The 22,687-nt window shown below is 73.5% G+C and carries 20 protein-coding genes; 9 read left to right on the top strand and 11 right to left on the bottom strand.

Going from position 1 to position 22,687, the window contains the following annotated elements:
- Nucleotides 1-121: 121 nt before the first annotated feature.
- Genes TOK_RS08660 through TOK_RS08685 form a run of 6 tightly spaced genes read right to left on the bottom strand, consistent with a single transcriptional unit; the run spans nt 122 to nt 7,278 of the window.
- Nucleotides 122-928, bottom strand: a complete 807-nt coding sequence (locus tag TOK_RS08660) for an alpha/beta fold hydrolase (protein ID WP_098957280.1) — start codon at nt 926-928, stop codon at nt 122-124.
- Nucleotides 928-2,604: an ABC transporter ATP-binding protein gene (locus tag TOK_RS08665; RefSeq protein WP_098957281.1), complete on the bottom strand. Its 1,677-nt coding sequence runs from the start codon at nt 2,602-2,604 to the stop codon at nt 928-930. The genes TOK_RS08660 and TOK_RS08665 overlap by 1 nt, the downstream gene beginning before the upstream one ends.
- Entirely contained in the window at nt 2,597-4,327 is a 1,731-nt protein-coding gene (locus TOK_RS08670; protein ID WP_253258262.1) for an ABC transporter ATP-binding protein, read from the bottom strand. Before TOK_RS08670 ends, TOK_RS08665 begins: the two co-directional genes overlap by 8 nt.
- Nucleotides 4,314-5,144 carry an ABC transporter ATP-binding protein gene (locus TOK_RS08675; protein ID WP_216361905.1) on the bottom strand — a complete coding sequence of 277 codons (831 nt, stop codon included), beginning with the start codon at nt 5,142-5,144 and terminating at the stop codon, nt 4,314-4,316. The genes TOK_RS08670 and TOK_RS08675 overlap by 14 nt, the downstream gene beginning before the upstream one ends.
- Nucleotides 5,144-6,217 (bottom strand): iron chelate uptake ABC transporter family permease subunit, encoded by a 1,074-nt coding sequence (locus TOK_RS08680; RefSeq protein WP_098957283.1) that lies wholly within the window; start codon nt 6,215-6,217, stop codon nt 5,144-5,146. The genes TOK_RS08675 and TOK_RS08680 overlap by 1 nt, the downstream gene beginning before the upstream one ends.
- Nucleotides 6,214-7,278 carry an iron ABC transporter permease gene (locus TOK_RS08685; RefSeq protein ID WP_098957284.1) on the bottom strand — a complete coding sequence of 355 codons (1,065 nt, stop codon included), beginning with the start codon at nt 7,276-7,278 and terminating at the stop codon, nt 6,214-6,216. Before TOK_RS08685 ends, TOK_RS08680 begins: the two co-directional genes overlap by 4 nt.
- A gap of 194 nt (nt 7,279-7,472) precedes the next feature.
- On the opposite strand from TOK_RS08685, the gene TOK_RS08690 reads away from it, so the two are divergent.
- The 5 genes from TOK_RS08690 to TOK_RS08710 all read left to right on the top strand — a co-directional run bounded on the left by TOK_RS08690 (nt 7,473) and on the right by TOK_RS08710 (nt 13,245).
- Nucleotides 7,473-7,790, top strand: coding sequence for a metalloregulator ArsR/SmtB family transcription factor (locus TOK_RS08690; protein WP_253258263.1), 318 nt, complete (start codon nt 7,473-7,475; stop codon nt 7,788-7,790).
- Nucleotides 7,791-7,911: 121 nt separating this feature from the next.
- Complete coding sequence (gene ppc, locus TOK_RS08695) at nt 7,912-10,707, top strand: phosphoenolpyruvate carboxylase (protein WP_098957286.1); 2,796 nt, start codon at nt 7,912-7,914, stop codon at nt 10,705-10,707.
- Between the two features lie 168 nt (nt 10,708-10,875).
- The gene (locus tag TOK_RS08700) at nt 10,876-11,634 is read left to right on the top strand and encodes a LamB/YcsF family protein (protein WP_098957287.1); all 759 of its coding nucleotides are present in this window, start codon (nt 10,876-10,878) and stop codon (nt 11,632-11,634) included.
- Nucleotides 11,635-11,752: 118 nt separating this feature from the next.
- On the top strand, nt 11,753-12,367 hold the full coding sequence (gene pxpB / locus TOK_RS08705; protein WP_098957288.1) for a 5-oxoprolinase subunit PxpB: 615 nt from the start codon (nt 11,753-11,755) through the stop codon (nt 12,365-12,367).
- Nucleotides 12,364-13,245 (top strand): biotin-dependent carboxyltransferase family protein, encoded by an 882-nt coding sequence (locus tag TOK_RS08710; protein WP_098957289.1) that lies wholly within the window; start codon nt 12,364-12,366, stop codon nt 13,243-13,245. The genes pxpB and TOK_RS08710 overlap by 4 nt, the downstream gene beginning before the upstream one ends.
- 54 nt (nt 13,246-13,299) lie before the next feature.
- On the opposite strand, the gene TOK_RS08715 is transcribed toward TOK_RS08710, so the two are convergent.
- Nucleotides 13,300-13,680 carry a glyoxalase superfamily protein gene (locus TOK_RS08715; protein WP_098957290.1) on the bottom strand — a complete coding sequence of 127 codons (381 nt, stop codon included), beginning with the start codon at nt 13,678-13,680 and terminating at the stop codon, nt 13,300-13,302.
- A 135-nt stretch (nt 13,681-13,815) separates the two neighbouring features.
- Here TOK_RS08715 and TOK_RS08720 point away from each other — a divergent pair, with 135 nt between their 5' ends.
- Together TOK_RS08720 and TOK_RS08725 are read left to right on the top strand one after the other, a co-directional pair.
- Nucleotides 13,816-14,655: a MerR family transcriptional regulator gene (locus TOK_RS08720; protein WP_098957291.1), complete on the top strand. Its 840-nt coding sequence runs from the start codon at nt 13,816-13,818 to the stop codon at nt 14,653-14,655.
- Complete coding sequence (locus tag TOK_RS08725; RefSeq protein WP_098957292.1) at nt 14,652-15,011, top strand: VOC family protein; 360 nt, start codon at nt 14,652-14,654, stop codon at nt 15,009-15,011. Before TOK_RS08720 ends, TOK_RS08725 begins: the two co-directional genes overlap by 4 nt.
- A 42-nt stretch (nt 15,012-15,053) precedes the next feature.
- Here TOK_RS08725 and TOK_RS08730 read toward each other — a convergent pair whose 3' ends face one another.
- The 4 genes from TOK_RS08730 to TOK_RS08745 are packed head-to-tail and all read right to left on the bottom strand — an operon-like array spanning nt 15,054 to nt 20,036.
- Nucleotides 15,054-16,529, bottom strand: a complete 1,476-nt coding sequence (locus TOK_RS08730; RefSeq protein WP_098957293.1) for an adenylate/guanylate cyclase domain-containing protein — start codon at nt 16,527-16,529, stop codon at nt 15,054-15,056.
- Nucleotides 16,530-16,549: 20 nt separating this feature from the next.
- Nucleotides 16,550-17,377, bottom strand: coding sequence for a MaoC/PaaZ C-terminal domain-containing protein (locus tag TOK_RS08735; protein WP_098957294.1), 828 nt, complete (start codon nt 17,375-17,377; stop codon nt 16,550-16,552).
- On the bottom strand, nt 17,377-18,756 hold the full coding sequence (locus tag TOK_RS08740; protein WP_098957295.1) for a 3-oxoacyl-ACP reductase: 1,380 nt from the start codon (nt 18,754-18,756) through the stop codon (nt 17,377-17,379). Before TOK_RS08740 ends, TOK_RS08735 begins: the two co-directional genes overlap by 1 nt.
- Nucleotides 18,756-20,036 (bottom strand): acetyl-CoA C-acetyltransferase, encoded by a 1,281-nt coding sequence (locus TOK_RS08745; protein WP_098957296.1) that lies wholly within the window; start codon nt 20,034-20,036, stop codon nt 18,756-18,758. Before TOK_RS08745 ends, TOK_RS08740 begins: the two co-directional genes overlap by 1 nt.
- 79 nt (nt 20,037-20,115) lie before the next feature.
- On the opposite strand from TOK_RS08745, the gene TOK_RS08750 reads away from it, so the two are divergent.
- Both TOK_RS08750 and TOK_RS08755 read left to right on the top strand, forming a co-directional pair.
- Complete coding sequence (locus TOK_RS08750; protein ID WP_098957297.1) at nt 20,116-20,748, top strand: TetR family transcriptional regulator; 633 nt, start codon at nt 20,116-20,118, stop codon at nt 20,746-20,748.
- Nucleotides 20,745-22,643 (top strand): acyl-CoA dehydrogenase, encoded by a 1,899-nt coding sequence (locus TOK_RS08755; protein WP_098957374.1) that lies wholly within the window; start codon nt 20,745-20,747, stop codon nt 22,641-22,643. Before TOK_RS08750 ends, TOK_RS08755 begins: the two co-directional genes overlap by 4 nt.
- The last annotated feature ends 44 nt before the right edge of the window (nt 22,644-22,687 follow it).

The raw sequence follows: 22,687 nt of genomic DNA on the forward strand, positions 1-22,687 counted from the left end.
CTGGTGACCCCTTCGTGCGTGTCAGGCTCGCCTGGCCTGATCTAAGGTGAGCCTAACTAACTCGCTTGCTGACTCCGTTGAGCCTTTCGAGTGATTCGACCGGTACCGACCGTGAGGAGGGTCAAGCCCTCACGAACTCGAGGACCAGCGCGTTCACTGCATCCGGCCGCTCCAGGTATCCGAAGTGGCCACAGTCCGCCAGCTCCACGTAACGAGCGCCGGGAATCGCGTCCGCGACCTCCCGCGACAGGTGCGGCGGCAGCACCATGTCGTCCGCGAAGCCGACGACCAGCGTCGGTACCCGGACGCCGCGGTACGCGGCCAGCCGGTCGTCGTCGGCCAGCTCCAGCTGCGCCCGCACCCCCGGCCCCACCCGGGAGCCGGAGAACTCGAACAGGTCCAGCCAGTCCTGCACCGCGACCGGGTCGGCCAGCGTCCGCCGCGAGAGGTTCTGCTGCGCCGTGATCGCCGCGTGGTAGCGCGGCGGCAGCTCGATCCCCGCGTCGTGCAACGCCCGCTCGCCCTCGGACAGCGTGCGCTGCAACGGGTCCGGCCGGCCGTGCGCGGCGAGCAGCACCGCCTGGCCCACCAGGTCCGGCCGGGCCAGCGCGAGCTCGGCCACGATGCGCGCCCCCAGCGACGTCCCGACGACCCGCGCCGGCGCCCCGAGCAGCTCGACCAGGGCGGCGACGTCGCCCGCCATGTCGTCGAGCGTCATCCCGCCCGCGCACTCGTCCGACGGTGGGATGCCCCGGTTGTCCAGCGTCGCGACCCGGTGGCCGGCCGCGGTGAACGCCGGTACCTGATGCAGGTTCCAGACCCGGCCGGGACTGCCGGTGCCCATCACCAGCACCATCAGGGCGCCGTCGTCGGGGCCGTGGACCGTGTAGGACACCCGGACCCCGCCCGGGCGTTCCAGGAACGGCATCAGACCACCCGTCCCGCGTCGAGCCGGACCACCCGGGGCAACCGGTCGATCGTCGCCTCCCGGTGGGCGATGACGATGAGGGTCCGCTCCTGGCGCAGCCGGTCGACCGCCTCCTCGATCCGCGACGCCGTCGCCGGGTCGAGGTTCGCCGTCGCCTCGTCCAGGACGAGTACCGCCGGGTCGACCAGCGCCGCCCGGATCAACCCGACCAGCTGCTGCTCACCCGCCGACAGCTGGTCGCCCCGCACCCCGACGTCGGTGTCCAGCCCGTCGTCGAGGCCGTCGACCCATTCCCCCAGGCCCAGCGCCTCGACCGCGCCCAGCATCGCCACCCGGTCCGGGTCGCCCGGGGCGAGCGCCAGGTTGTCGGCGATCGTCCCGGTGATCATGTGCACCTGCTGCGGCACGAGCACGACGCGACGTCGCAGCTCCGCGGTGTCGACCTGCCCGATGTCGACACCGGCGAACCGCACCGCGCCGAGGTCGGGCTGGTAGAGCCCGGTGATCAGCTTGGCCAGCGTCGTCTTGCCGGAGCCGGTCTCGCCCACCAGGCCGACCCGGTCCCCGTGCGGGATGACGACGTCCACCCCGTGCAGCACGTCGGTGTCGGCCAGGTAGGAGTAGCGCAGCCCGTCGACCTCGATCGCCCCCCGCGCGGGGAGCGTCGCCGCCGACGTGGGCGGCTCGACGTGCGTGGCACCCAGCAGGTCGTGCAGCCGGGCCAGCCCGATCCGCGCGGCCTGGTAGTCGCCCACCAGTTGCGACATCGCGACGACGCTCTGGAACAGGTTGGCCGTGGCCAGCACGAACGTCACCAGCGTGCCCAGCCCGATGCGATCGGTGCCGACGAGCCACACGCCCAGCGCCAGCAGTGCCGCCGTCGCGATGCCCTCGAGCAGCGCGACGACCTCCAGCCGGTTGAGCACCGCGACCGTGCGGCTCGACGCCCCCACGACCGCGTCGTTGTCCCGGTCGAGGCGACGCCGCCACACCGCCATCCCGCCGGTGGCCTGCAGCGTCTCGCGGGCCGACAACGTCTCGGTGAACGTCGCCGCGAGCGTCGCCTCCGCCGCGGCCTGCCCGCCGAACGCCGGGCCCGCCGCCTTCTCGAACCACTTCATCACCAGGTACGCCGCCGGCAGGAACAGGACCAGCAGCATCAGCGTCAGCAGCCACGAGTAGAACGCGAGCACGACCGTCGTCGCCACCAGGGTGATGACCACGCCGAGCAGGTTCGGCAGGTCGCCGCGCACGAACTGCGCCAGGTCGGCGATCTCGCCCGTCGTTCGGCGCAGCAGGTCACCGGTGCGGTGCGCCTCGATGAACCGCAGCGGCGCGTTCGCCAGCCGCTCGACGGCGGTGTCGCGCATCTCGCGCACCACCCGTTCACCGGCGCGCGTCAGCAACAGCTCCGACGTCCGCAGCAGCAGCAGGCGGCCGACGATCAGGCCGACCAGCAGCCCGACGGCCCACCACAGGCCGGCCCGGTCGCCCGCCACGACGGCGTCGACACCCCGGCCGATGGCCGGGGCGATCAGCACGACCGCGAGGGTGCTGCCGATCGTCACCACCAGCGCGAGGCCGATCGCCCAGCGGTGCGGGCGCAGGTAGGGCCATGTGCGGCCCAGGATGTGCCGCGTCGACGGCTCGTCGGTGAGGACCCTGACCTCAGCCACGTACTGCCGCCTTCTCCAGGTTCACGACGACGTCGGCGGCGGCGACGGCCGCGGGCCGGTGCGTCACGAACAGGACCGTCGTGTCGGGGAGGAACTCGCGCAGCCCCGCGAGGATGCGTTTCTCGGTGGCCGGGTCGACCGCCGACGTCACGTCGTCGAGGACGAGGACCCGGGGCCGGCCGATCAGGGCCCGCGCCAGCGCCAGCCGCTGCACCTGGCCGCCCGACAGCGTCGTGCCGCGCTCACCGAGAACGGTGCCGAAGCCCTCCGGCAGCGCCTCGACGAATCGGTCGGCGGCCGCCGCGGCGCACGCGGCGGCGACGACGTCGGCCGGCACGTCCCGGCCCAGCAGCAGGTTCTCGGTGACGGTTCCCGACAGCACGACGGGCCGCTGCGGCACCGTGGCGATACGCGCCCGGACATCGGTGAGGGCCGCCGTACGCAGGTCGACCCCGCCGAACGTCACCGACCCGGCGTCGGGGTCGTCGAGCCGGCCCAGGAGCCGCGCCAGCACCGACTTGCCCGACCCGGTCGCCCCGGTCACCGCCACGAACGCGCCTGCCGGGGCGGTCAGGTCGACCGGCCCCAGCACCCGCCGGTCGCCGCGATGCGCGACCACACCGTGGACCTCCAGCGCGCCCAGCTCCGGCAGCGCGACCGGATCCACCGGCTCGGTGACCCGCGGCTCCGCGTCGGCCACCGCCGCGATCCGGCCCGCCGACACCCGCGCCTGACCTCGGTTGGACATCATGTCGACCGCCACCCCCGCGGCGATCGCCATCGTCGTCATCCACGAGGTGAACGCGACCAGCCCGCCGACGGTGAGGCTGCCGTCGATGACGGAGAACCCGCCGACCAGCAGCCCGGCCGCGATCGCGAACCGCGGCAGCGACGGCGGGATCGCCGACCACCATGACGAGATCCGGGCGACGCCCATCGTGTGCTCGGTGACCAGCCCCGACACCCGGTGGTGGCGACGCACCAGTGCCCGCTCACCACCGAGGCCACGCACCGCCGCGCTGGCCGAGAGCAGGTCCTCGACGGCGTCGGCACGGTCGCTGTGGGCCTGCGACAACGTCTCGTTGGCGCGGGCGAACCGGCGCGGGAACAGGATGTTCGCCGCCACCAGCAACGGCACCGTGACGAGGGTGACGCCGAGCAGCCGCACGTCGAGCACCGCGAGCGCCGGCAGCACGACCGCGACGGTCACCCCGATCCGCACCCACGCCGCGAGGCCCTGCACCCAGTCCCGGACCATGTCGACGTCGCGGGTCAGCCGGATCGCGAGGTCACCGTGGCCGAACCCGGCCTCGGCCATCCCCGCCCGGTCGAGCACCGCGATGCGGTCGATCAACGTGCGCCGCACCGCCTGTGCGGTGCGGAAGGCCGCGAGTCCCATCCACCACTGGCCGCCGACACCCGCGCCGAACATGACGAGCGCGAACACGGCCACGGCGCCCGACCACATCAGCGCGGTCCCGAGGTCGCCGGAGGTGATGCCGTCGTCGATGGCGTACTGCGTCGCCCAGGGCATCGCGAGCATGGCCAGCTGCTGGACCAGCGCCGCGACGATGCCCAGCGCGAACAGCCCCCGCTGCTCGCGGAGGCGGGCGCGCAGCAACCCGTCGGCCACGGCCCGGTCCGTCTCGACGACCGTCGTGGACCCGGCGGCGTCGGGCGCCTCCGGGACCTGCGGGGACGCCCCGGTCTCAGCGTGTGCCACGGCCCTCACCAGCGGACTCGACGGAACGCGCGCGGGTACCGCGCGCCACGGGCACGATCAGCGGCGTCCCCGTCTCGGGGTCCGGGATCACCCGGCACGGCAGGTCGAACACCTCGCCGATCAGCTCCTCGGTGACGATCTCGGAGGGGTCGCCCTGCGCGGCGACACGGCCGTCGCGCATGACGATCAGATGGGTGGCATAGCGGCACGCGAGGTTGAGCTCGTGCAGCACGAGCACGAGGGTGTGTCCCTCGTCCTCGTGCAGCTGCGCGCACAGGTCGAGCACCTCGACCTGATGGGCGATGTCGAGGAACGTCGTGGGCTCGTCGAGCAACAGGATCGACGTCTCCTGGGCGAGCACCATCGCGAGCCACACCCGCTGGCGCTGCCCGCCCGACAGCTCGTCGACGAACCGGTCGGCCAGGTCCAGGGTGTTCGTGCGCCGCATTGCAGCGACGACGACGTGCTCGTCGTCGGCCGACCACTGGCGCAGCAGCTTCTGGTGGGGGTAGCGGCCACGGGCCACGAGGTCGCCGACGGTGATCCCGCCGGGCGCGATCGACGTCTGCGGCAGCAGCCCCAGCCGGCGGGCGACCTCCTTGGTGGAGTGCGACGAGATCGCGGCGCCGTCGAGGTAGACCGTGCCCACCCGTGGCTTGATCATCCGCGAGAGCGCCTTGAGCATCGTCGACTTTCCGCAGGCGTTCGGCCCCACGACGACGGTGAACGACCCGTCCGGGATCGTCACGGCGAGGTCGGTGGCGACGACGCGCTCGTCGTAGGCCAGCGTCAGGTCCTCGGCGCACAGCCGGTCCATCAGGAGCGTCCCTTCCGCCATTCGCGGCCCAGCAGGACCGCGAGGTAGAGCCCACCGATGGCGCCCGTCGTGAGTCCGACGGGCAGCTGGGTCGGGGCGATGAGCCGTTGACCGGCGAGGTCGGCGGCGGTGAGCAGCGCTGCGCCGGTGAGCGCCGCGGGGAGCAGCCCGGCTCCGGTCGAGCCGGTGAGCCGGCGGGCCACCTGCGGTGCGGCGAGGGCGACGAAGCCGACCGGACCGGCCGCCGCTGTGGCGACGGCCGTCAGCCCGACGGCGGTGAGCAGCAGGGCGAGCCGGCTGCGCTCGACCGGCACGCCACGCGCGGCCGCGGCCTCGTCGCCCATCTCGAGCATCATCATCCGCTTGCCGAGCACGACCGCGATCGGCAGCAGCGCCGCGATGGCGGTCCACACCGGGACGACGTGCTGCCAGCCGCGGGCGTTGAGGCTGCCGACGAGCCAGAGCTGCGCGTTCTGCGCGTCGCGCAGGGTGGCCCGGCTGAGCAGGAACGCGTTGACCGACGCCAGCATCGCGCTCACCCCGATGCCGATCAGGATCAGCCGGAAACCGGAGACGCCGCGCTTGAACGCGAGCATGTACACGACCAGCGAGGTGACGACACCGCCCGCGATCGCGCCACCCGCGGTGCCGGACATCGTGTCGCGGAAGACGAGGATGACGAGCAGCGCACCCGTCGCCGACCCGGTGGTGAAGCCGATGATGTCGGGGCTGCCGAGCGGGTTGCGCGACAGGCTCTGGAAGATCGCGCCGCTCACGCCCAGCGCGACGCCGACGGCGATCCCGACGAGGATCCGCGGCATCCGGAAGCGGTTGACGATCAGCTCCAGGCCGGGCGGCCCGTCGCCGAACACGGTCCGCACGACCTCGCCGACGGTCGCCGGGTAGTCGCCCGTGACGAGCATCAGCACGGCGACGACCAGCACCACGACGACCAGCACCCCGCCGACGACGAGCGAGCGCGGGTGGGCCCGCACCGAGAGCCGGCCCGAGCGCGAGCGCAGGACGCGGCCGGTGAGCAGGGCGGGCGCGGGTGGCGGCTTCGTGACGGTCACAGCTGCGCGATCCGCCGTCGACGGCACAGGGCGATGAAGACGGGCGCCCCGACGAACGCCATGACGATCCCCACTTCCAGTTCGCCCGGCCGCACGAGGACGCGGCCGACCACATCGGCCCCGACGACGAGAACCGGTGCGAGGACCACCGTGTACGGCAGCACCCACCGGTGGTCCGGGCCGGTGATCATGCGGGCCACGTGCGGGACGGTCAGGCCGACGAACCCGATCGGCCCGGCCGCGGCTGTCGCGGCGCCGCACAGCAGGGCGACGGCGATCGCCCCGGTCAACCGGGTCGCACCGACGCGGGCGCCCAGCGCCCGGCCGGTGTCGTCGCCGAGGGCCAGCGCGTTGAGCGGACCGGTCAGCGCGAACGCCACGATGACCCCCACCAGGATGAACGGACCGACCTGTTCGACGATCGTGAGGTCGCGGCCGGTGAGCGACCCGATCGCCCAGAACCGGAACCGGTCGAACGCCCGGGCGTCGAGCAGCAGCGTGCCCGCGACGAACGCACCCAGCACCGCGCTGATCGCCGCGCCGGCGAGCACCATGCGCTCCGGAGTGGCCGACCGTCCCGTCGACCCCAGCAGGTAGACCGCGACCGACGCGACCCCGGCACCGATCAGCGCGAACCACACGTACCCGCCGGCGCTGGTGATGCCGAAGAAGGAGATCGCGGCCACGACGGCCGTCGACGCGCCGATCTCGACGCCGAGGAGCCCGGGGTCGGCCAGCGGGTTGCGGGTCAGGGCCTGCATGAGCGCCCCCGCCAGGCCGAGTGCGACACCGACCATCAGCCCGACGACGGTCCGCGGGAACCGCAGGTCACGGACGATGTAGGCGGCCTCGCTGCCGTCGTCGTGCCACAGCAGGCCCCACACCGAGCCCAGCTCGAGCGAGCGGGCACCGACGGCGAGGCTGAGCCCGCAGACGAGGACGAGCACCAGGACGGTCAGCAGCAGGCCACCGGCGCGGGTGGACAGCCGGCCGCGCCGGATCGGCGTGCCGTCGACGGGTGCCGCGACCGGAGCCGGGGCAGGAGCCGTCCCGGGGGTCACCGACAACCCTCCACTGACAGACCTCCTGCGTCACCGCGTGATCACCACTCGGTGATGAGGGAAGCCTAAGTTGCCTTGCTGATCGGATCAACAGCCCCCGTGGCCGATCCACGATGTGGGAGGAACCCGTACTCCAGGACATTCGCCACGTCCGCACGGCTCGTCAGATGATCCGGGCCGGGTACAGTGACGACGTGCATGACGGCATAGCAGGCTTCGAGATGCCCGACCCGGACGATGTCCGGCGGGCGGCCGATGCCCTGCGCATGCTCGCCGACCCCACCCGGATCAAGATCCTGTGGGCCCTGCTCCAGGGCGAGACCAACGTGGCCTGCCTCGCCGAGCTCGTCGGGTCGCAGCCCGCCGCGGTGAGCCAGCACCTCGCGAAGCTCCGCCTCGCGGGGCTCGTCGAGGGTCGCCGAGAGGGCACGTTCGTGTACTACACAGCGCCCGACGAGCGCGTCCGCAGGCTGCTCAGCGAGGCCATCGGCCAGCCGATCGCCACCACCTGAGCGGTTTCACCCCCAGCACCCTCCTTCCCGCGGTCGCGCGCGCCCGGCCGCCGGGTGCAGGATGTGCGCTTCCCGTCGTTCCCGCCGTCGCGAACGAAGCCACCACGCGAGCGAGGACACGATGACGGCCGACACCTCTGTTCCCGACACAGTCGTCCCCGGATCCCTCGTCCCGGGAGAGGCGCAGGCCGTCGCGGCGGGCGTCGTCTCCGAGGCCGAGCACGAGGCGCTGCGCGGCGACATCCGCAGGCTCTCGACGATGCTCGGGCGCACCGTCGCCGACCAGGCGGGCGAGGAGCTCCTCGAGCTCACCGAGACCGTCCGGAGGCTGGCCCGCACCGCCGTCACCACCGGTGGCGCCACCGACGACGAGATCGCCCGGCTGCTCTCGGGCCTGGACGCGCCGACGACCGTCACCCTCGCCCGCGTCTTCTCCCAGTACTTCCAGCTCGCGAACATCGCCGAGCAGCTGCACCGGGCCCGGGAGCTGCGCACACTGCGCGACGACGAGCACCGCCCGCTGCGGGCCCTGATGCGCCGGCTCGCCACCGAGGCCGACCGCGGCGCCGTCGAGGACGCACTCGCCCGCGCGGAGCTCGCGCCGGTGTTCACCGCGCACCCCACCGAGTCGTCGCGGCAGTCGGTGCTGCGCATCCTGCGCCGCATCGCCGAGCTGCTCGCCGAGGGCGCCGGCGACGACGAGCTCCACGCCATGGTCGACGCCCTCTGGCAGACCGACGAGATCCGCCCCGGCGCCCCCACCGTCGCCGACGAGGCCCGCGCCATCGGCTGGTACCTCGAACAGCTCGGCCGCAGGGCCGTGCCCGACCTCGTCGCTGAGCTGGAGGCCCAGGCCCGTGCCGCCGGGTTCACCGTGCCGTCCGGCGCCCGCCCGATCGCGCTCGGCACCTGGGTCGGTGGCGACCGCGACGGCAACCCCAACGTCACCCCCGAGGTGTCGGCCGAGGTCATGCGCCTCTACGCCGACCGGGCGCTGCGCATCCACCGCGAGCAGGTCGACGCCCTCGTGCACGAGCTCAGCGTCTCCACGCGCGTCGTCGAGGTCTCGTCCGAGCTGACCGAGTCGCTGGCGCTGGACCACGAGGCACTGCCCGACGTCCACGACCGCTTCATCCGGCTCAACGCCTTCGAGCCCTACCGGCTCAAGGTCAGCTACGTCCTCGCCCGCCTCGACAACACCGCCGCGCGTATCGAGGACGGCACCCCGCACGTCCCCGGCCGCGACTACCGCGACGCCGCCGGCTACGTCGCCGACCTGGAGGTCATGGACCGGTCGCTGCGGGCCAACCTCGGCGAGCGCATCGCCGCGGGCCGGCTCGCCCGCGTGCTGCGCACCGCGAAGGCGCTCGGCCTCGTGCTCGCCGCACTGGACGTCCGCGAGCACGCCGCCGCCCACCACGAGGCACTGACCGCGCTCTACGGGCGGCTCGTCGACCCCGTCATCCCCTACGCCGACCTCGACCGGCCGGCGCGCACAGCGCTGCTGGTCAAGGAGCTGGGGCTGGGCCGCCCGCTGGCACCCCGCCACGGCACCCTGCCCGAACCGGCCGACCGGGTCATGGCGACGTTCGACATGCTCCACGACGCCCAGCACCGCTACGGCGTCGACGCCGCACACACCTACATCATCTCGATGTGCCAGGGCATCGACGACGTGCTCGCCGTCGCCGTGCTGGCCCGCGAGGCCGGGATGATCGACCTCACGTCGGCGGACGGGAGCTCGTCGCTCGACATCGTCCCGCTGTTCGAGACCGTCGAGGAGCTGTCGCGGGCCGGTGAGCTGCTCGACGCCCTGCTCTCCGTGCCCGGGTACCGCCGCCACGTCACGCAGCGCGGCGACGTGCAGGAGGTCATGCTCGGCTACTCCGACTCCAACAAGGGCGCGGGCATCACCACCTCGCAGTGGCAGATCCACCGGGCGCAGCGCCAGCTCCGCGACGTCGCCGCCGGCCACGGGGTCCGGCTGCGGCTGTTCCACGGCCGCGGGGGGTCGGTCGGGCGCGGCGGTGGCCCCGCGGGCGAGGCGGTCGCGGCGTCGCCGTTCGGCACCGTCGACGCGACGCTGAAGCTCACCGAGCAGGGCGAGGTCATCTCCGACAAGTACTCGCTGCCCGAGCTGGCCCACGACAACCTGGAGATCCTGCTCGCGTCGATGCTGGAGTCGACGCTGCTGCACCAGGCCGCGCGCTGGCCGTCGGACGTGCACGCCCGCTGGGACGAGGTCATGGGGTGCCTGTCCGGCGCCGCCCAGACCGCCTACCGCGAGCTCGTCGACGCCCCCGGCCTGCCGGAGTTCTTCACCACCGCCACCCCCGTCGACGAGCTGGGCCGGCTCAACGTCGGCTCCCGGCCGTCGAAGCGGCCCGGCCAAGGGGCCCGGCGCCTCGACGACCTGCGCGCCATCCCGTGGGTGTTCGGCTGGACCCAGACCCGCATGGTCGTACCCGGCTGGTTCGGGTTGGGCACGGGCCTGCGCGCCGCCCGCGACGCCGGCTACGGTCCGGTCCTCGACGAGATGCGGCGCTGGGGGTTCTTCGCGAACCTGCTCGGCAACGTCGAGATGACGCTGGCCAAGACCGACATGCGGATCGCGCGGCGCTACGTCGACGTCCTCGTCGCCGACGAGCACCGCCCCCTCTTCGACGTCATCCGGGAGGAGCACGAGCGCACCCTCGGCGAGGTGCTGCGCTGGACCGGGTCGACGACCCTGCTGCACCGCCACCCCGTCCTGCGCAACACCCTCGCGGTGCGGTCGAGCTACCTCGAACCGCTGCACCACCTGCAGGTGCAGCTCCTCGCGCAGCGCCGGTCGATCGAGGAGCCCGGCCCCGACCTGCGCCGCGCCCTGCTGCTGACGATCAACGGCATCGCCGCGGGGCTGCGCAACACCGGCTGACGCCGTGAGTGGCAACCGCTCGTCACAGGCCCGGCAGTGCGGCGCTGCCCCTGCGCGACTGCAGGAACGGCACTGTCCCGCAGCCCGGTTGCGGGAAAATGCCGTTCCTGCAGTCCGGGGGCACGGCCACCCGAGCGCAGCGGCGCGGCGTCGGCAAGGATCGGCGACGTGACCGTGATCGACCTCAACTCCGACGTCGGTGAGTCCTTCGGGCGCTGGCGTCTCGGCGACGACGAGGCGATGCTCGCGCTGGTGACCTCGGCGAACGTGGCCTGCGGCTTCCACGCCGGCGACCCGTCGACGCTACGGGCGACGACCACCGTCGCCGCCCGCGGCGGTATCGTCGTCGGCGCACAGGTCGGCTACCGCGACCTCGCCGGGTTCGGTCGCCGGTTCGTCGACGTCGCCCCCAGCGAGCTGGCCGACGATGTCGTCTACCAGCTCGGCGCCCTCGACGGGATGTGCCGGGTCGCGGGTACTCGGGTCCGCTACGTGAAGCCGCACGGCGCGCTCTACAACACCGCGGTCCACCACGAGGGACAGGCGGGCGCGATCGTCGCGGCGGTCCGCGACTACGACTCCGGCCTGCCGATCCTCGGGCTGCCCGGGTCGGCGTTGCTGCGGGCGGCGGAGGCGGCGGGGCTGCGGGCGGTCCCTGAGGTGTTCGCCGACCGCGGCTACACCCCCGACGCGACCCTCGTCCCGCGCTCCGAGCCGGGTGCGGTGCTCGAGGATCCTCTGGAGGTCGCGCAGCGGGTGTTGCGGATCGTCACCGACGGCCTGGTGCGTGGCGTCGACGGCACCGACGTGCGGGTACGGGGCGACTCGGTGTGCGTGCACAGCGACTCCCCCGGCGCGGTCGAGATGGCGTCGGCGGTGCGCGCTGTGCTCGACGGCGCCGGCATCGACGTGGCGGCATTCGCATGATCCGCGCCGCTGCCTCCCTGCCTGCCGGCCGAACCCGCGCCGAGCTCGACATGAGACTGGTTCCGGGCGCGGGAAGACCAGTCCCCTGTCGAGCTCGGCGGGCTGGTCGTCGGTGCTCATGAGGGCGCTGACGTGCGGGGACGCTGCGGTGCTGTTCGAGGTCGAGACCCTCGACGAGGCCGTCGCGCTCGCCGCTGCCGTGCGGGCCGCGGAGCTGCCGGTGGTGGTCGACGTCGTCCCCGCGGCGCGGACCGTCCTCGTCGTCACCGATCCGGGTGCCGACCTCGGGGCGTTGCGCCACACCGTCTCCGAGCTCCCGGTCGCGGAGGCCGCCGTGACCGCCGACGCCGATCCGGTCGAGATCCACGTCGTCTACGACGGCCCCGACCTCGACGAGGTCGCCTCGCTCACCGGCCTCGGGGTCGACGAGGTCGTCGCCGCCCATACCGCGACGCCGTGGCGGGTCGCGTTCGCCGGGTTCGCGCCCGGATTCCCCTACCTCGTGGGCGGCGACCCGCGGCTGCAGGTCCCGCGTCGTGACGAGCCGCGCACGAGCGTCCCGGCCGGGTCGGTGGGGCTGGCCGGGCAGTTCTCCGGCATCTACCCGCGCGCCACCCCGGGCGGCTGGCAGCTGCTGGGCCGCACCGCCGCGACGTTGTGGGACACCGACCGCCACCCGCCGGCGCTGCTCGCGCCGGGTGACCGGGTGCGGTTCGTGAGGGTCGACCGATGAACGCGCCCCGGCGGGCGGATCATGAACACAGGACCCTGACCGTGCTGGCGACGGGACCGCGGGCGCTGCTGCAGGACGGCGGTCGTCCGGGGCTCGCGTCGATCGGGGTGGGCCGCTCGGGCGCCGCCGACCGTGGGGCGTGGGCGTTGGGCAACCGGCTCGTCGCCAACGACGGGGGCGGGGCGTCGGTCGAGGTGCTGCTCGGCGGCCTGCGGGTGAGGGCGGAGCGGGACGTCCTCGTCGCGCTCACGGGCGCCCCGGCACCGGCCACGATCGACGGGAGACCGATGGGGCACAACACCCTCCTTCCGCTGCCGGCCGGTGCGGAGCTCGCGCTGGGCACCCCCGACCGCGGACTGCGGACCTACCTCGCGGTGCGGGGCGGGATCGTCGTCGACGAGGTGCTGGGGTCCCGCAGCACCGACACGCTGTCCGGCATCGGGCCGCCCCCGCTGGAGGCGGGCGCGACGCTGCCGGTCGGGCCGTCGCCGCGGGCGTTCCCGCTGGTCGACGTGGCGCCGGTGGCGCTGCCGTCGGACGGACCGGTGACGTTGCGCGTCGTCGCCGGTCCCCGCGACGACCGGCTCGCCGACGCAGGAGCCCTCGTCGCGACGACCTGGACCGCATCCGACCGCAGCGACCGCGTCGGGCTGAGGCTGACGGGCGAGCCGCTGCGCCGGCGCGACGACGCGGAGCTGCCCAGCGAGGGGGTGGTCCGCGGTGCGATCCAGCTGCCCCCGGGCGGCGAGCCGGTGCTGTTCCTCGCCGACCATCCCCTCACCGGCGGCTACCCGGTGGTCGGCGTGGTGCGTGACGCCGACGTCGACCGCGCCGCCCAGGTCCGCCCCGGCCAGTCCGTCCGCTTCCGCCTCGCCTGAGCCCGGCTGCACCCCATCGCTGCCCGCGCAGCAGTGAGGTCGCGCGCGGACGGGTCAGGACGGGCGGACGATCTCCTGCAGCACCCAGCCGTTGCCGTCGGGGTCGGTGAAGTAGACGAAGTTGCCCCAGGGCTGGGCGTCGACGTCGGAGCACTCGATGCCGCGCCCGCGCAGGTGGTCGAGGGCGTCGGCGGCGCTGGGGACGACGACCTGGATGCCTTCGAGGCTGCCGGGCGTCATCTCGGTGAGGCCCTTGCCGATCGTGAACGAGCACGCCGAGCCCTGCGGGGTGATCTGGACGAACCGCACGTCCTCGCTCATCACGTGGTCGTGGTCGAGGGTGAAGCCGACGGTGTCGACGTAGAACTGCTTCGCGCGCTCGACGTCCGCGACCGGGAGGTGGATGAGCTCGATGCGCCAGTCGGTGATCGGCATGATGCCGTCCTCTCGTCGGTGATCCGGCTGTTCCCGAATCCGCTGAGCACGACCCTACTGAGACTTGTGGACGGATCCTGGCCACAAGGTGCGACCGCTTGACCTTTCCCCCGGGTCAAGGTCGACGCTTGCGTCATGGACGAGGACCTCCTGACGATCGGGGCCTTCTCACGGGCGACCCTGCTGTCGCCGAAGGCGCTGCGCGGCTACCACGACTCGGGGCTGCTCGTGCCTGCCGTCGTCGACGCGCGGACCGGCTACCGCGGCTACAGCCGGGTGCAGCTCGGCGACGCCGGCGTGATCCGGGCGCTGCGGCAGCTGGACGTGCCGTTGCCCGAGATCGCGCGGGTGCTGGCGGCGCGCGACCCCGTCGAGACCAGGGCGGTGCTCGCCCACCACCGCGACCGGATGCGGGCGCAGCTGGCCCGTACCGAGCAGATCCTCGGTGAGGTCGACTCGCTGCTCACCGACCCGTCGACGCTGACCCGCCACGCCGTCGTCGAACGCGACGAGCCCGCCCTGCCGGTGATCGCCCGCAGCGGCTCGTGCCGCGAGGAGGAGTTCTCCGGGGTCATCGGCGACGCCTTCCCGCGGCTGGTGGCGTTGCTGGCCGGGCAGGGCGTCGAGCCGGCGGGGCCGCTCGGGGCACTGTTCCCGGCCGAGTTCTCCGACGATCCCGCCGACGTCACCGTCTACCTGCCGCTGCCCGCCGGCGTGACGGTCGCCGGCGGCGACGGGTGCTCGGCGCAGCTGCTCCCGGCCGCCCGGCTGGCGGTCGTGACGTTCGTCGGCCCCTACACCGAGCTGTCGGAGGGGTACCGCTCGCTGGGCGCGTGGCTGGCCGGCGCCCGGGTGCCCGTCGCCGGCCCGGTCCGGGAGTCCTACCTGGTCGGGCCGGGTGACGGAGAGCCCGAGTCCGCATATCGCACCGAGATCGGCTGGCCGTTGGGCCGGCCGGAGAGGACGGAGTCATGACGTTGCAGATGGGTGGGGTCACGTTCGACTGCGAGAGCCCGCTGAAGCTGGCCGGGTTCTGGTCGGAGGCCACGGGCCGGCCGGTGGACGCGATGTCGAACGACGAGTACGCCATGGTCGGCCGGGAGAACCCCGGAGCGTTGCCGCCGATGATGTTCCTGCGCGTTCCGGAGGGGAAGACCGCGAAGAACCGTTGCCATCTCGACCTGCACAGCTCTGACCGGGAGGCCGAGGTGCTGCGACTGGTGGAGCTGGGCGCCGAGCGCGTCGAGGACCACGAGCTGGCCGAGTTCGGCCTGACGTGGACGGTGCTGCGCGACCCCTCGGGCAACGAGTTCTGCATCGCCCAGGACTGACCTGTGGGCAGCGGGGTCGGCTCACGAACGAGGCGGGGCCGCTCACCAGCGGGACGGAGTCGCGAGTCGGGTCGGGCCGGTGCGCCCGCGCAGGGTGACCGCGTCGCCGAGGCTCCAGTGCGCGGCCTCCGCCGGGTCCGCGGCGGCGACCGTGGCGCCCGCCGCGAGCACCCGCCCCTCGGTCGACTTGGCCAGCTCGGTGAGCCGGGCCGCCTCGTTCACCGGGTCGCCGATCACCGTGTACTCGTAGCGGCGCGGGTCGCCGACGTTGCCCGCCACCGCGTCCCCGGCAGACACCCCGATGCCTGTCTCGCACCCCGGCAGCTGCGCGCGAAGCCGCTCCGCGAGGGTGCGGGCGGCGCACAGCGCGCGCCCGTCGGGGTCGTCGAGTGACGCGGGGGCACCGAAGACGGCGAGCGCGGCGTCACCCTCGAACTTGTTGATCCAGCCGCCGCAGCTCTCCACGACCTCGACGACGATCCCGAAGAACCGGTTGAGCAGGGCGACGACCTCGGTCGGAGGCCGGCGCGCGGCCAGCTCCGTCGACCCGACGAGGTCGACGAACAGCACCGCGACGTGCCGCACCTCCCCGCCGAGCTCGACCTCACCGGCCGCCGCGGCCAGCGATGCGACGTCACGCCCGACCTGCCGGCCGAACAGGTCACGCAGCCGCTCCCGCTCGCCCAGCCCCTCGGCCATCGTGTTGAAGCCGGCCTGCAGCAGGCCCAGCTCGGTGCCGTCGTAGACGGGGACGCGGGCGTCGAGGTCGCCGCCCTCGACGCGGTGCAGCGCGCGGCGGACCGCGGTGACCGGGTCGGCGACGGCCCGTGCGGCACCGACCGTCGTCAGGAAACCGGCGAACAGGGCGACGAGCCCGACCGCGATCATGATCGTCGCGAGCTGGGTCGCGGGAACGTCCTGGAAGACCAGCGCCGAGACCGCCGACAGGATCAGCCCGACGACCGGCACAGCGGTGCCCAAGGCCCAGAACAGCACCGAGCGCACCAGGACCCCGAACCGCATCCGTCGCCGCGGCGGCCGGGCGGCCAGCACCCGGGCGGCGGCGGGACGCAGGATGCGTTCGGCGAACAGGTAGGAGAGCGCGGTCGTGGTGATGCCGCCGATGAGGATCGTCTCGCCGACGGTGAGCGCGAGCCGCCACGAGTACTGCAGGTTGACCAGCACGAACAGCACCATCGCGCCGAACCACAGCACGGCCTGGACGGTCGCGAGCCGCAGCGGGCCGTAGAGGACGAGGCGGCGCTCGTCGTCGTCGCGGCGCACGCGCAGCAGCAGCCCGCCCCACACGAGCCCGATCGGCAGCGACACCAGCAGGTACCCGGCCAGGATCAGCAGGTTGACGACGCGGATGCGCCCGACGTCGTCGACATCGCCGGTGGGCAGCACCCACGCGGCCAGCACGACGACGATCGCGGTCCCGGTCAGGTTCGCGGTCGCGACGACGACGCCGAGCAGCAGCCGGACCGGCCGGCCGACGACCGACCGCCCGGGCTTCATGGCGCCGGAGTGTAAGGGGCTCAGGCGGTGCGCACCGTCGCCCGCAGGTGTTCGACCTTGCCCGCGACGCCCAGGTCCCAGCCGTCCGCGGTTCGGCGGGTGCGCAGTGAGACCCGCGACGGCAGCCGCAGCGGCTTGCGGAACTCGACGTCGTAGGCCATCGCGTCGTCGAGTCGGCCCTGCATCGATGCCAGCGCCCGCGCGGCCGTCCACATGCCGTGGGCGATCGCCGTCGGGAAACCGAAGGCCTTGGCGCTCAACGGGTGCAGGTGGATCGGGTTGACGTCGCCGCTGACGGCGGCGTAGCGGCGGCCGGTGTCGGCGGGGACGAGCCACTGCGCGGCGGCCGGTTCGCCGGACACGTCGGGCAGCTCCTCGGCCGCGGCCGCGATCGCACCGGCAGGGGCCGTCGCACCTCGGGCGAGGTAGGTGCTCCGACCGGACCAGACGGGCGCACCCTCGACCGCCACGTCGGTGACCAGGTCGACCTGCGCCCCCTTCGGGTGTGGGACGAACCTCTCGGCGTGCACCGCGATCCGCAGCAGCTCACCGGCGTCGACCGCCCGGGTGGCGACGATCCTGTTGCGCACGTGGACGAGTCCGGGCAGCGGCAACGGGAACGTCCGGCGGGCCATGAGCTCGACCTGCAACGCGAACCCGAGCACGTGCGGGTAGGTCAGCGGCAGCGTGTCCGACAGGGCGAACCCGCAGACCCGGGCGTAGTCGGCGACGTGCCCGCGGTCGACGAGGACGTCGTCGCGCACGACCTCGTCGGCGGGCAGCGTGGTGCCGCGGCCGGGCAGCACCGCCCCGACGGCAGCCTTGGCGTACAACGGCGCGAGCGACATCAGGCCCCCAGGATCGACTGGCCGCACACCCGCACGACCTGCCCGTTCACCGCGCCCGACGAGGCCTGGCCCAGCCAGCCGATCGTCTCGGCGACGTCGACGGGCAGCCCGCCCTGGCGCAGGCTGTTGACCCGGCGGCCCGCCTCGCGCGTCCCGACGGGCATCTTGGCGGTCATCTCGGTCTCGATGAACCCAGGCGCCACGGCGTTGATCGTCGCGCCGTGCTCGGCGAACCGGGGCGCGAGGGCCCGGACCATGCCGATGATCCCGGCCTTGGACGCCGCGTAGTTGGTCTGGCCGCGGTTGCCCGCGATCCCGCTCTGCGACGAGACGCAGACGATGCGGGCGTCGGGGCCGAGCAGGTCGGGCGCGGCGAGCAGGGCCTCGTTGATCGTGAGCTGGGCGCCCAGGTTCACGCCGAGCACCGAGTTCCAGCGCTCGTCGTCCATGTTGGCCAGCAGCTTGTCGCGGGTGATCCCGGCGTTGTGGACGACGAGGTCCACCCGGCCGTGCCGCTCCTGCAGGAAGCCGGTCAGCCGGGACGCGGCGTCCGGCGCCGTGATGTCGAGCTGCAGCGCCGTGCCGCCGGTGCGGTTGGCCACGGCCGCAAGGCCTTCACCGGCGGCCGGGACGTCGACGGCGACGATCGTCGCGCCGTCGCGGGCCAGGGTGTCGGCGATGGCGGCGCCGATCCCGCGCGCGGCCCCGGTGACGACGGCGATCCGCCCGGCCAAGGGGCGCACCGGGTCGATCGGGTCGTCCATACCCGCGGGGTCGACGGGTTCGCCCGCCGGGACGCCGAGGTGCACGACCTGCCCGTCCACGTAGGCCGAGCGCGCGGACAGGAAGAACCGCACGCTGGAGTCGACGGTCGCGGGCGCGGCGTCCGGGTCGACGATCAACAGGTTCGCCGTCGCCCCCGCCCGCAGCTCCTTGCCGATCGACCGCACGAGCCCGTCGAGGGCCTGTGCCACGGCAGCGCCTTCGGCGCCCTGTGAGTGGCGATAGTCGCTGTGGCGACTATCGCCACTCACGGGGCCCAGGAGCAGGAGCCGGCCGGACGGGGCGAGCTTGCGTACAGCGGGGGTCAGGATGCGCTGGGCCGCGGCGAGGTCCGCGAGCGTCGTGATCTCCGTGAGGTCGACGACGACGGCCGCGAGCTTGTCCTCGCCCGGCTCCGTGACGACCGGCGCGCCTTCCTCCTCGATCAGCGCCGTGATCGGCGTGACGAACCGCCCGGCGCCGACCGCCGCGACGAGCGCCGGGCCGTCGAGCAGCGGCTGGCCGGGCTCGTAGCGGCGCAGGACCGGGATGCGCGGGGCACCCAGGCGCCGGGCGAGACCCGTGTTGGACCAGTTCCGCAGGGTGTCCGTGGGCATCAGGCACCTTCCAGGATCGCGACGACGCCCTGGCCGCCCGCGGCGCAGATCGAGATGAGGCCGCGGCTGCCGGGGCCCTTCTCGTGCAACAGCTTCGCCAGCGTCGCGACGATCCGGCCGCCGGTCGCGGCGAACGGGTGCCCCGCGGCGAGCGAGGAGCCGGTGACGTTGAGACGGGACCGGTCGATCGCGCCGAGCGGGGCGTCGAGACCCAGGCGCTCCTTGGCGAACGCGGGGTCCTCCCATGCCTTGGTCGTCGCCAGCACGGTGGAGGCGAAGGCCTCGTGAATCTCGTAGAAGTCGAAGTCCTGCAACGTGAGACCGGTGCGCTCCAGCAGCCGCGGGACGGCGAACACCGGTGCGGTGAGCAGCCCGTCGCGGCCGTGGACGTAGTCGACGGCGGCGGTCTCGGCGTCGACGACGTGGGCCAGGACCGGGAGCCGGTGCGCGGCGGCCCACTCGTCGGACCCGAGCAGGACGAGCGCGGCGCCGTCGGTGAGCGGCGTCGAGTTGCCGGCGGTCATCGTGGCGTCCTCGCCCTTACCGAAGACCGCCTTGAGCTTCGCCAAGGCCTCGACCGACGAGTCGGGCCGGAGGTTGTCGTCGCGGGTCAGGCCCAGGTACGGGGTGACCAGGTCGTCGAAGAAGCCGCGCTCGTAGGCGGCGGCGAGGTTGCGGTGCGAGGCGGCGGCGAGCTCGTCCTGGGCCTCGCGCGAGACACCCCACTCCTTGGCGGTGATCGCGGCGTGCTCGCCCATCGAGAGCCCGGTGCGCGGCTCGGCGTTGCGCGGGATCTCGGGCACGATCTGCCCCGGCCGCAGCTTGCCGACGAGCTTGACGCGGTCGCCGAGGGTGCGCGCCGAGTTGAGCGCGACGAGCACCTTGCGCAGGTCCTCGTTGACGGCGATCGGCGCGTCGGAGGCGGTGTCGACGCCGCCCGCGACGCCGGACTCGATCTGCCCGAGCGCGATCTTGTTCGCGACAGCCATCGTGGCCTGTAGGCCGGTGCCGCAGGCCTGCGCGATGTCGTAGGCGGGCGTCGACGGCGCGAGCCGGCTGCCGAGGACGGCCTCGCGGGTGAGGTTGAAGTCGCGAGAGTGCTTGAGGACGGCCCCGGCGACGACCTCGCCGAGCCGTTCACCGGACAGGCCGAAGCGGGCGACGAGCCCGTCGAGGGTCGCGGTGAGCATGTCGAGGTTGGAGGCCCGTGCGTAGCGCTTGTGGGCGCGGGCGAACGGGATGCGGTTGCCGCCGATGACGGCGGCGCGCCTGGCAGGCATGTGGTTCTCCTCTGATGCTGGGGTGCCCCGGCGTACCCGTCGGTAGCTGATACTCAAAGTACACGGTACTGTCGGTCCCGTGAAGTCAGTCCGCGACCGCCGCGACAGCCGCTGGGACACCCACCGCGAACAGCGGCGGGCCGAGCTCGTCGCGGCCGCCATCGAGGCGGTCCGGACACACGGCGCGGGCGTCGGCATGGACGACGTCGCCGCAGCGGCCGGAACGTCGAAAACCGTGGTGTACCGGCACTTCCAGGACCGGACGGGCCTCTACGTCGCGGTGTGCGAGGCCGTCGCCGCGACGCTGGTGACGCGCATCCGCGCCGCCGTCGACACGGCCCGCGAGGAGACCGGCAGCCCGCACGCCATGGTCGCCGCCGGCATCGACGCCTACCTGTGGCTGATCGAGAACGACCGCGAGGTGTACCGGTTCGTGGTACACCGCCCCCTGCTCGACACCGGTACGACGGACCCTGTGACGGATCTGACGACGGTCATCGGCGACCACGTCGCCCTCGTGATCGACGCGGCGGTGCACGACGAGAGAGCCGCCCGCTCCTGGGGCCACGGCATCGTCGGCCTGGTCCGCGGCGCCGCCGACGACTGGCTCGCCCGCCCCGACGGAACGACCCGCGCCGAGCTCACTGCCCGGCTGACCGATCTCGCGTGGACCGGGCTCGCCGGCCTGCGCACCCCGGAGGTGACCCCGTGACCGCACCCGTCGATCCCCGCCTGACCGCCCTGCGCACCCTGCTCGACGGCCGCTGGGCCGACGTCCGCGCGGAGGTCCGTGAGCAGATGGGCCGCTTCCGGCCCGTCGAGCCCGGGCTCTCGACCGAGGACTACCGCGCCCGCGTGCTGGAGCTGATGCACGAGCTGGCCGCCACCAAGCGCCCGCACGCCGGGTTCGCGCCCGAGTACGGCGGCGAGGGCGACATCGGCGGGACCGTCGTCAGCTTCCAGGCGCTCGGCTACGGCGACCTCTCGCTGCTGGTCAAGGCCGGGGTGCAGTGGGGTCTGTTCGGTGGTGCGGTGCAGGTGCTGGGCACTTCACGTCATCACGACGAGTACCTGCGCCGGATCATGGACGGCGAGCTGCTGGGCTGCTTCGCGATGACCGAGACCGGGCACGGCTCCGACGTCCAGCACCTGCGCACGACCGCGACCTACGACCCGGACACCCACGAGTTCGTGATCGACACCCCGGAGCCGGGGGCGCGCAAGGACTACATCGGCAACGCCGCGCGCGACGGCCGGATGGCGGTGGTCTTCGCCCAGTTGGTGACCGCCGGGGAAACCCATGGCGTGCACGCCTTCCTCATGCCCATCCGTGACGACGCCGGCACCTCCATGCCGGGCGTCACCATCTCGGACTGCGGCGAGAAGGCCGGGCTCAACGGCGTCGACAACGGGCGCCTGGTGTTCGACCACGTCCGCGTCCCGCGCGAGGCGCTGCTCAACCGGTTCGCCGACGTCGCCGAGGACGGCACCTACTCCAGCTCGATCGAGAACGAGAACCGCCGCTTCTTCACCATGCTCGGCACGCTCGTCCGCGGCCGGATCAGCGTCGCGGGCGGGGCGGGCAGCGCCGCGCAGAAGGCGCTCGCGCTCGCGATCCGCTACGGCGCGCAACGTCGCCAGTTCTCCGACCCGACGACGGGCGAGGAGGTCGCGCTCCTGGACTACCGCGCCCACCAGCGCAAGCTGCTCCCCGCCCTCTCCACGACCTACGCCCTGCACTTCGCGCAGGAGGACCTCGTCGCGGAGATGCACCGCATCCAGGCGCCGGGCGCCGTCGTCACCGATGAGAAGGCCCAGCGCGACCTGGAGTACCGGGCGGCTGGCCTCAAGGCCGTCGCGACCTGGCACGCGACCGCGACGATCCAGGCCTGCCGCGAGGCCTGCGGTGGCGCCGGATACCTCGCCGAGAACCTGTTGCCGCAGCTCAAGGCCGACTCCGACGTCTTCACGACGTTCGAGGGCGACAACACCGTCCTGCTCCAGCTGCTGGCCAAGGGCCTGCTGTCGGATTACGGCCACCGCGTCGGGTCACTGGGCCCGGTCGGGACGGCCCGGTTCGCTGCAGGGGTCGCGGCGGAGGCGGTCGCGGAGAAGACCGGGCTGAACAAGCTGCCGCACCGGCTGACGAAGATCGACCCGCGCGACGCCGCCACGCAGCGGGCGCTGCTGCACGACCGCGCCGAGCACCTGCTGGCGAGCCTCGCGCGCAGGCTGCGACCGGCCCTCCGTCCCGGAAATGATCAGTTCGGCATCTTCAACGACGCGCAGGACCACCTCCTGCACGCCTCCCGAGCGCACGTCGAGGCCACGGTGTACGACGCGATCGCCACCGCGGTGGAACAGGTCTCCGACGCCCCGGCCCGCGACCTGCTCGCCCAGGTCCGCGACCTGCACGCGCTGTCGGTCATCGAGGCCGACCGGGCGTGGTTCCTGGAACACGGGCGGCTCACCGTCGCCGAGTCGCGCGCCGTCACGGCAGGGGTCAACGACCTCTGCGCGAGCCTGCGCCCGCACGCCCGGCTGCTCGTCGACGCCTTCGCGATCCCGGAGAACTGGCTGGACTGCCCCCTGCTGCACGTGTCCTGACGCTCCGCCGAGTTCGACCTCAGCCTGCTTCGATCATGCTCGGG

Source organism: Pseudonocardia sp. N23, assembly GCF_002583555.1.
GTDB lineage: Bacteria > Actinomycetota > Actinomycetes > Mycobacteriales > Pseudonocardiaceae > Pseudonocardia.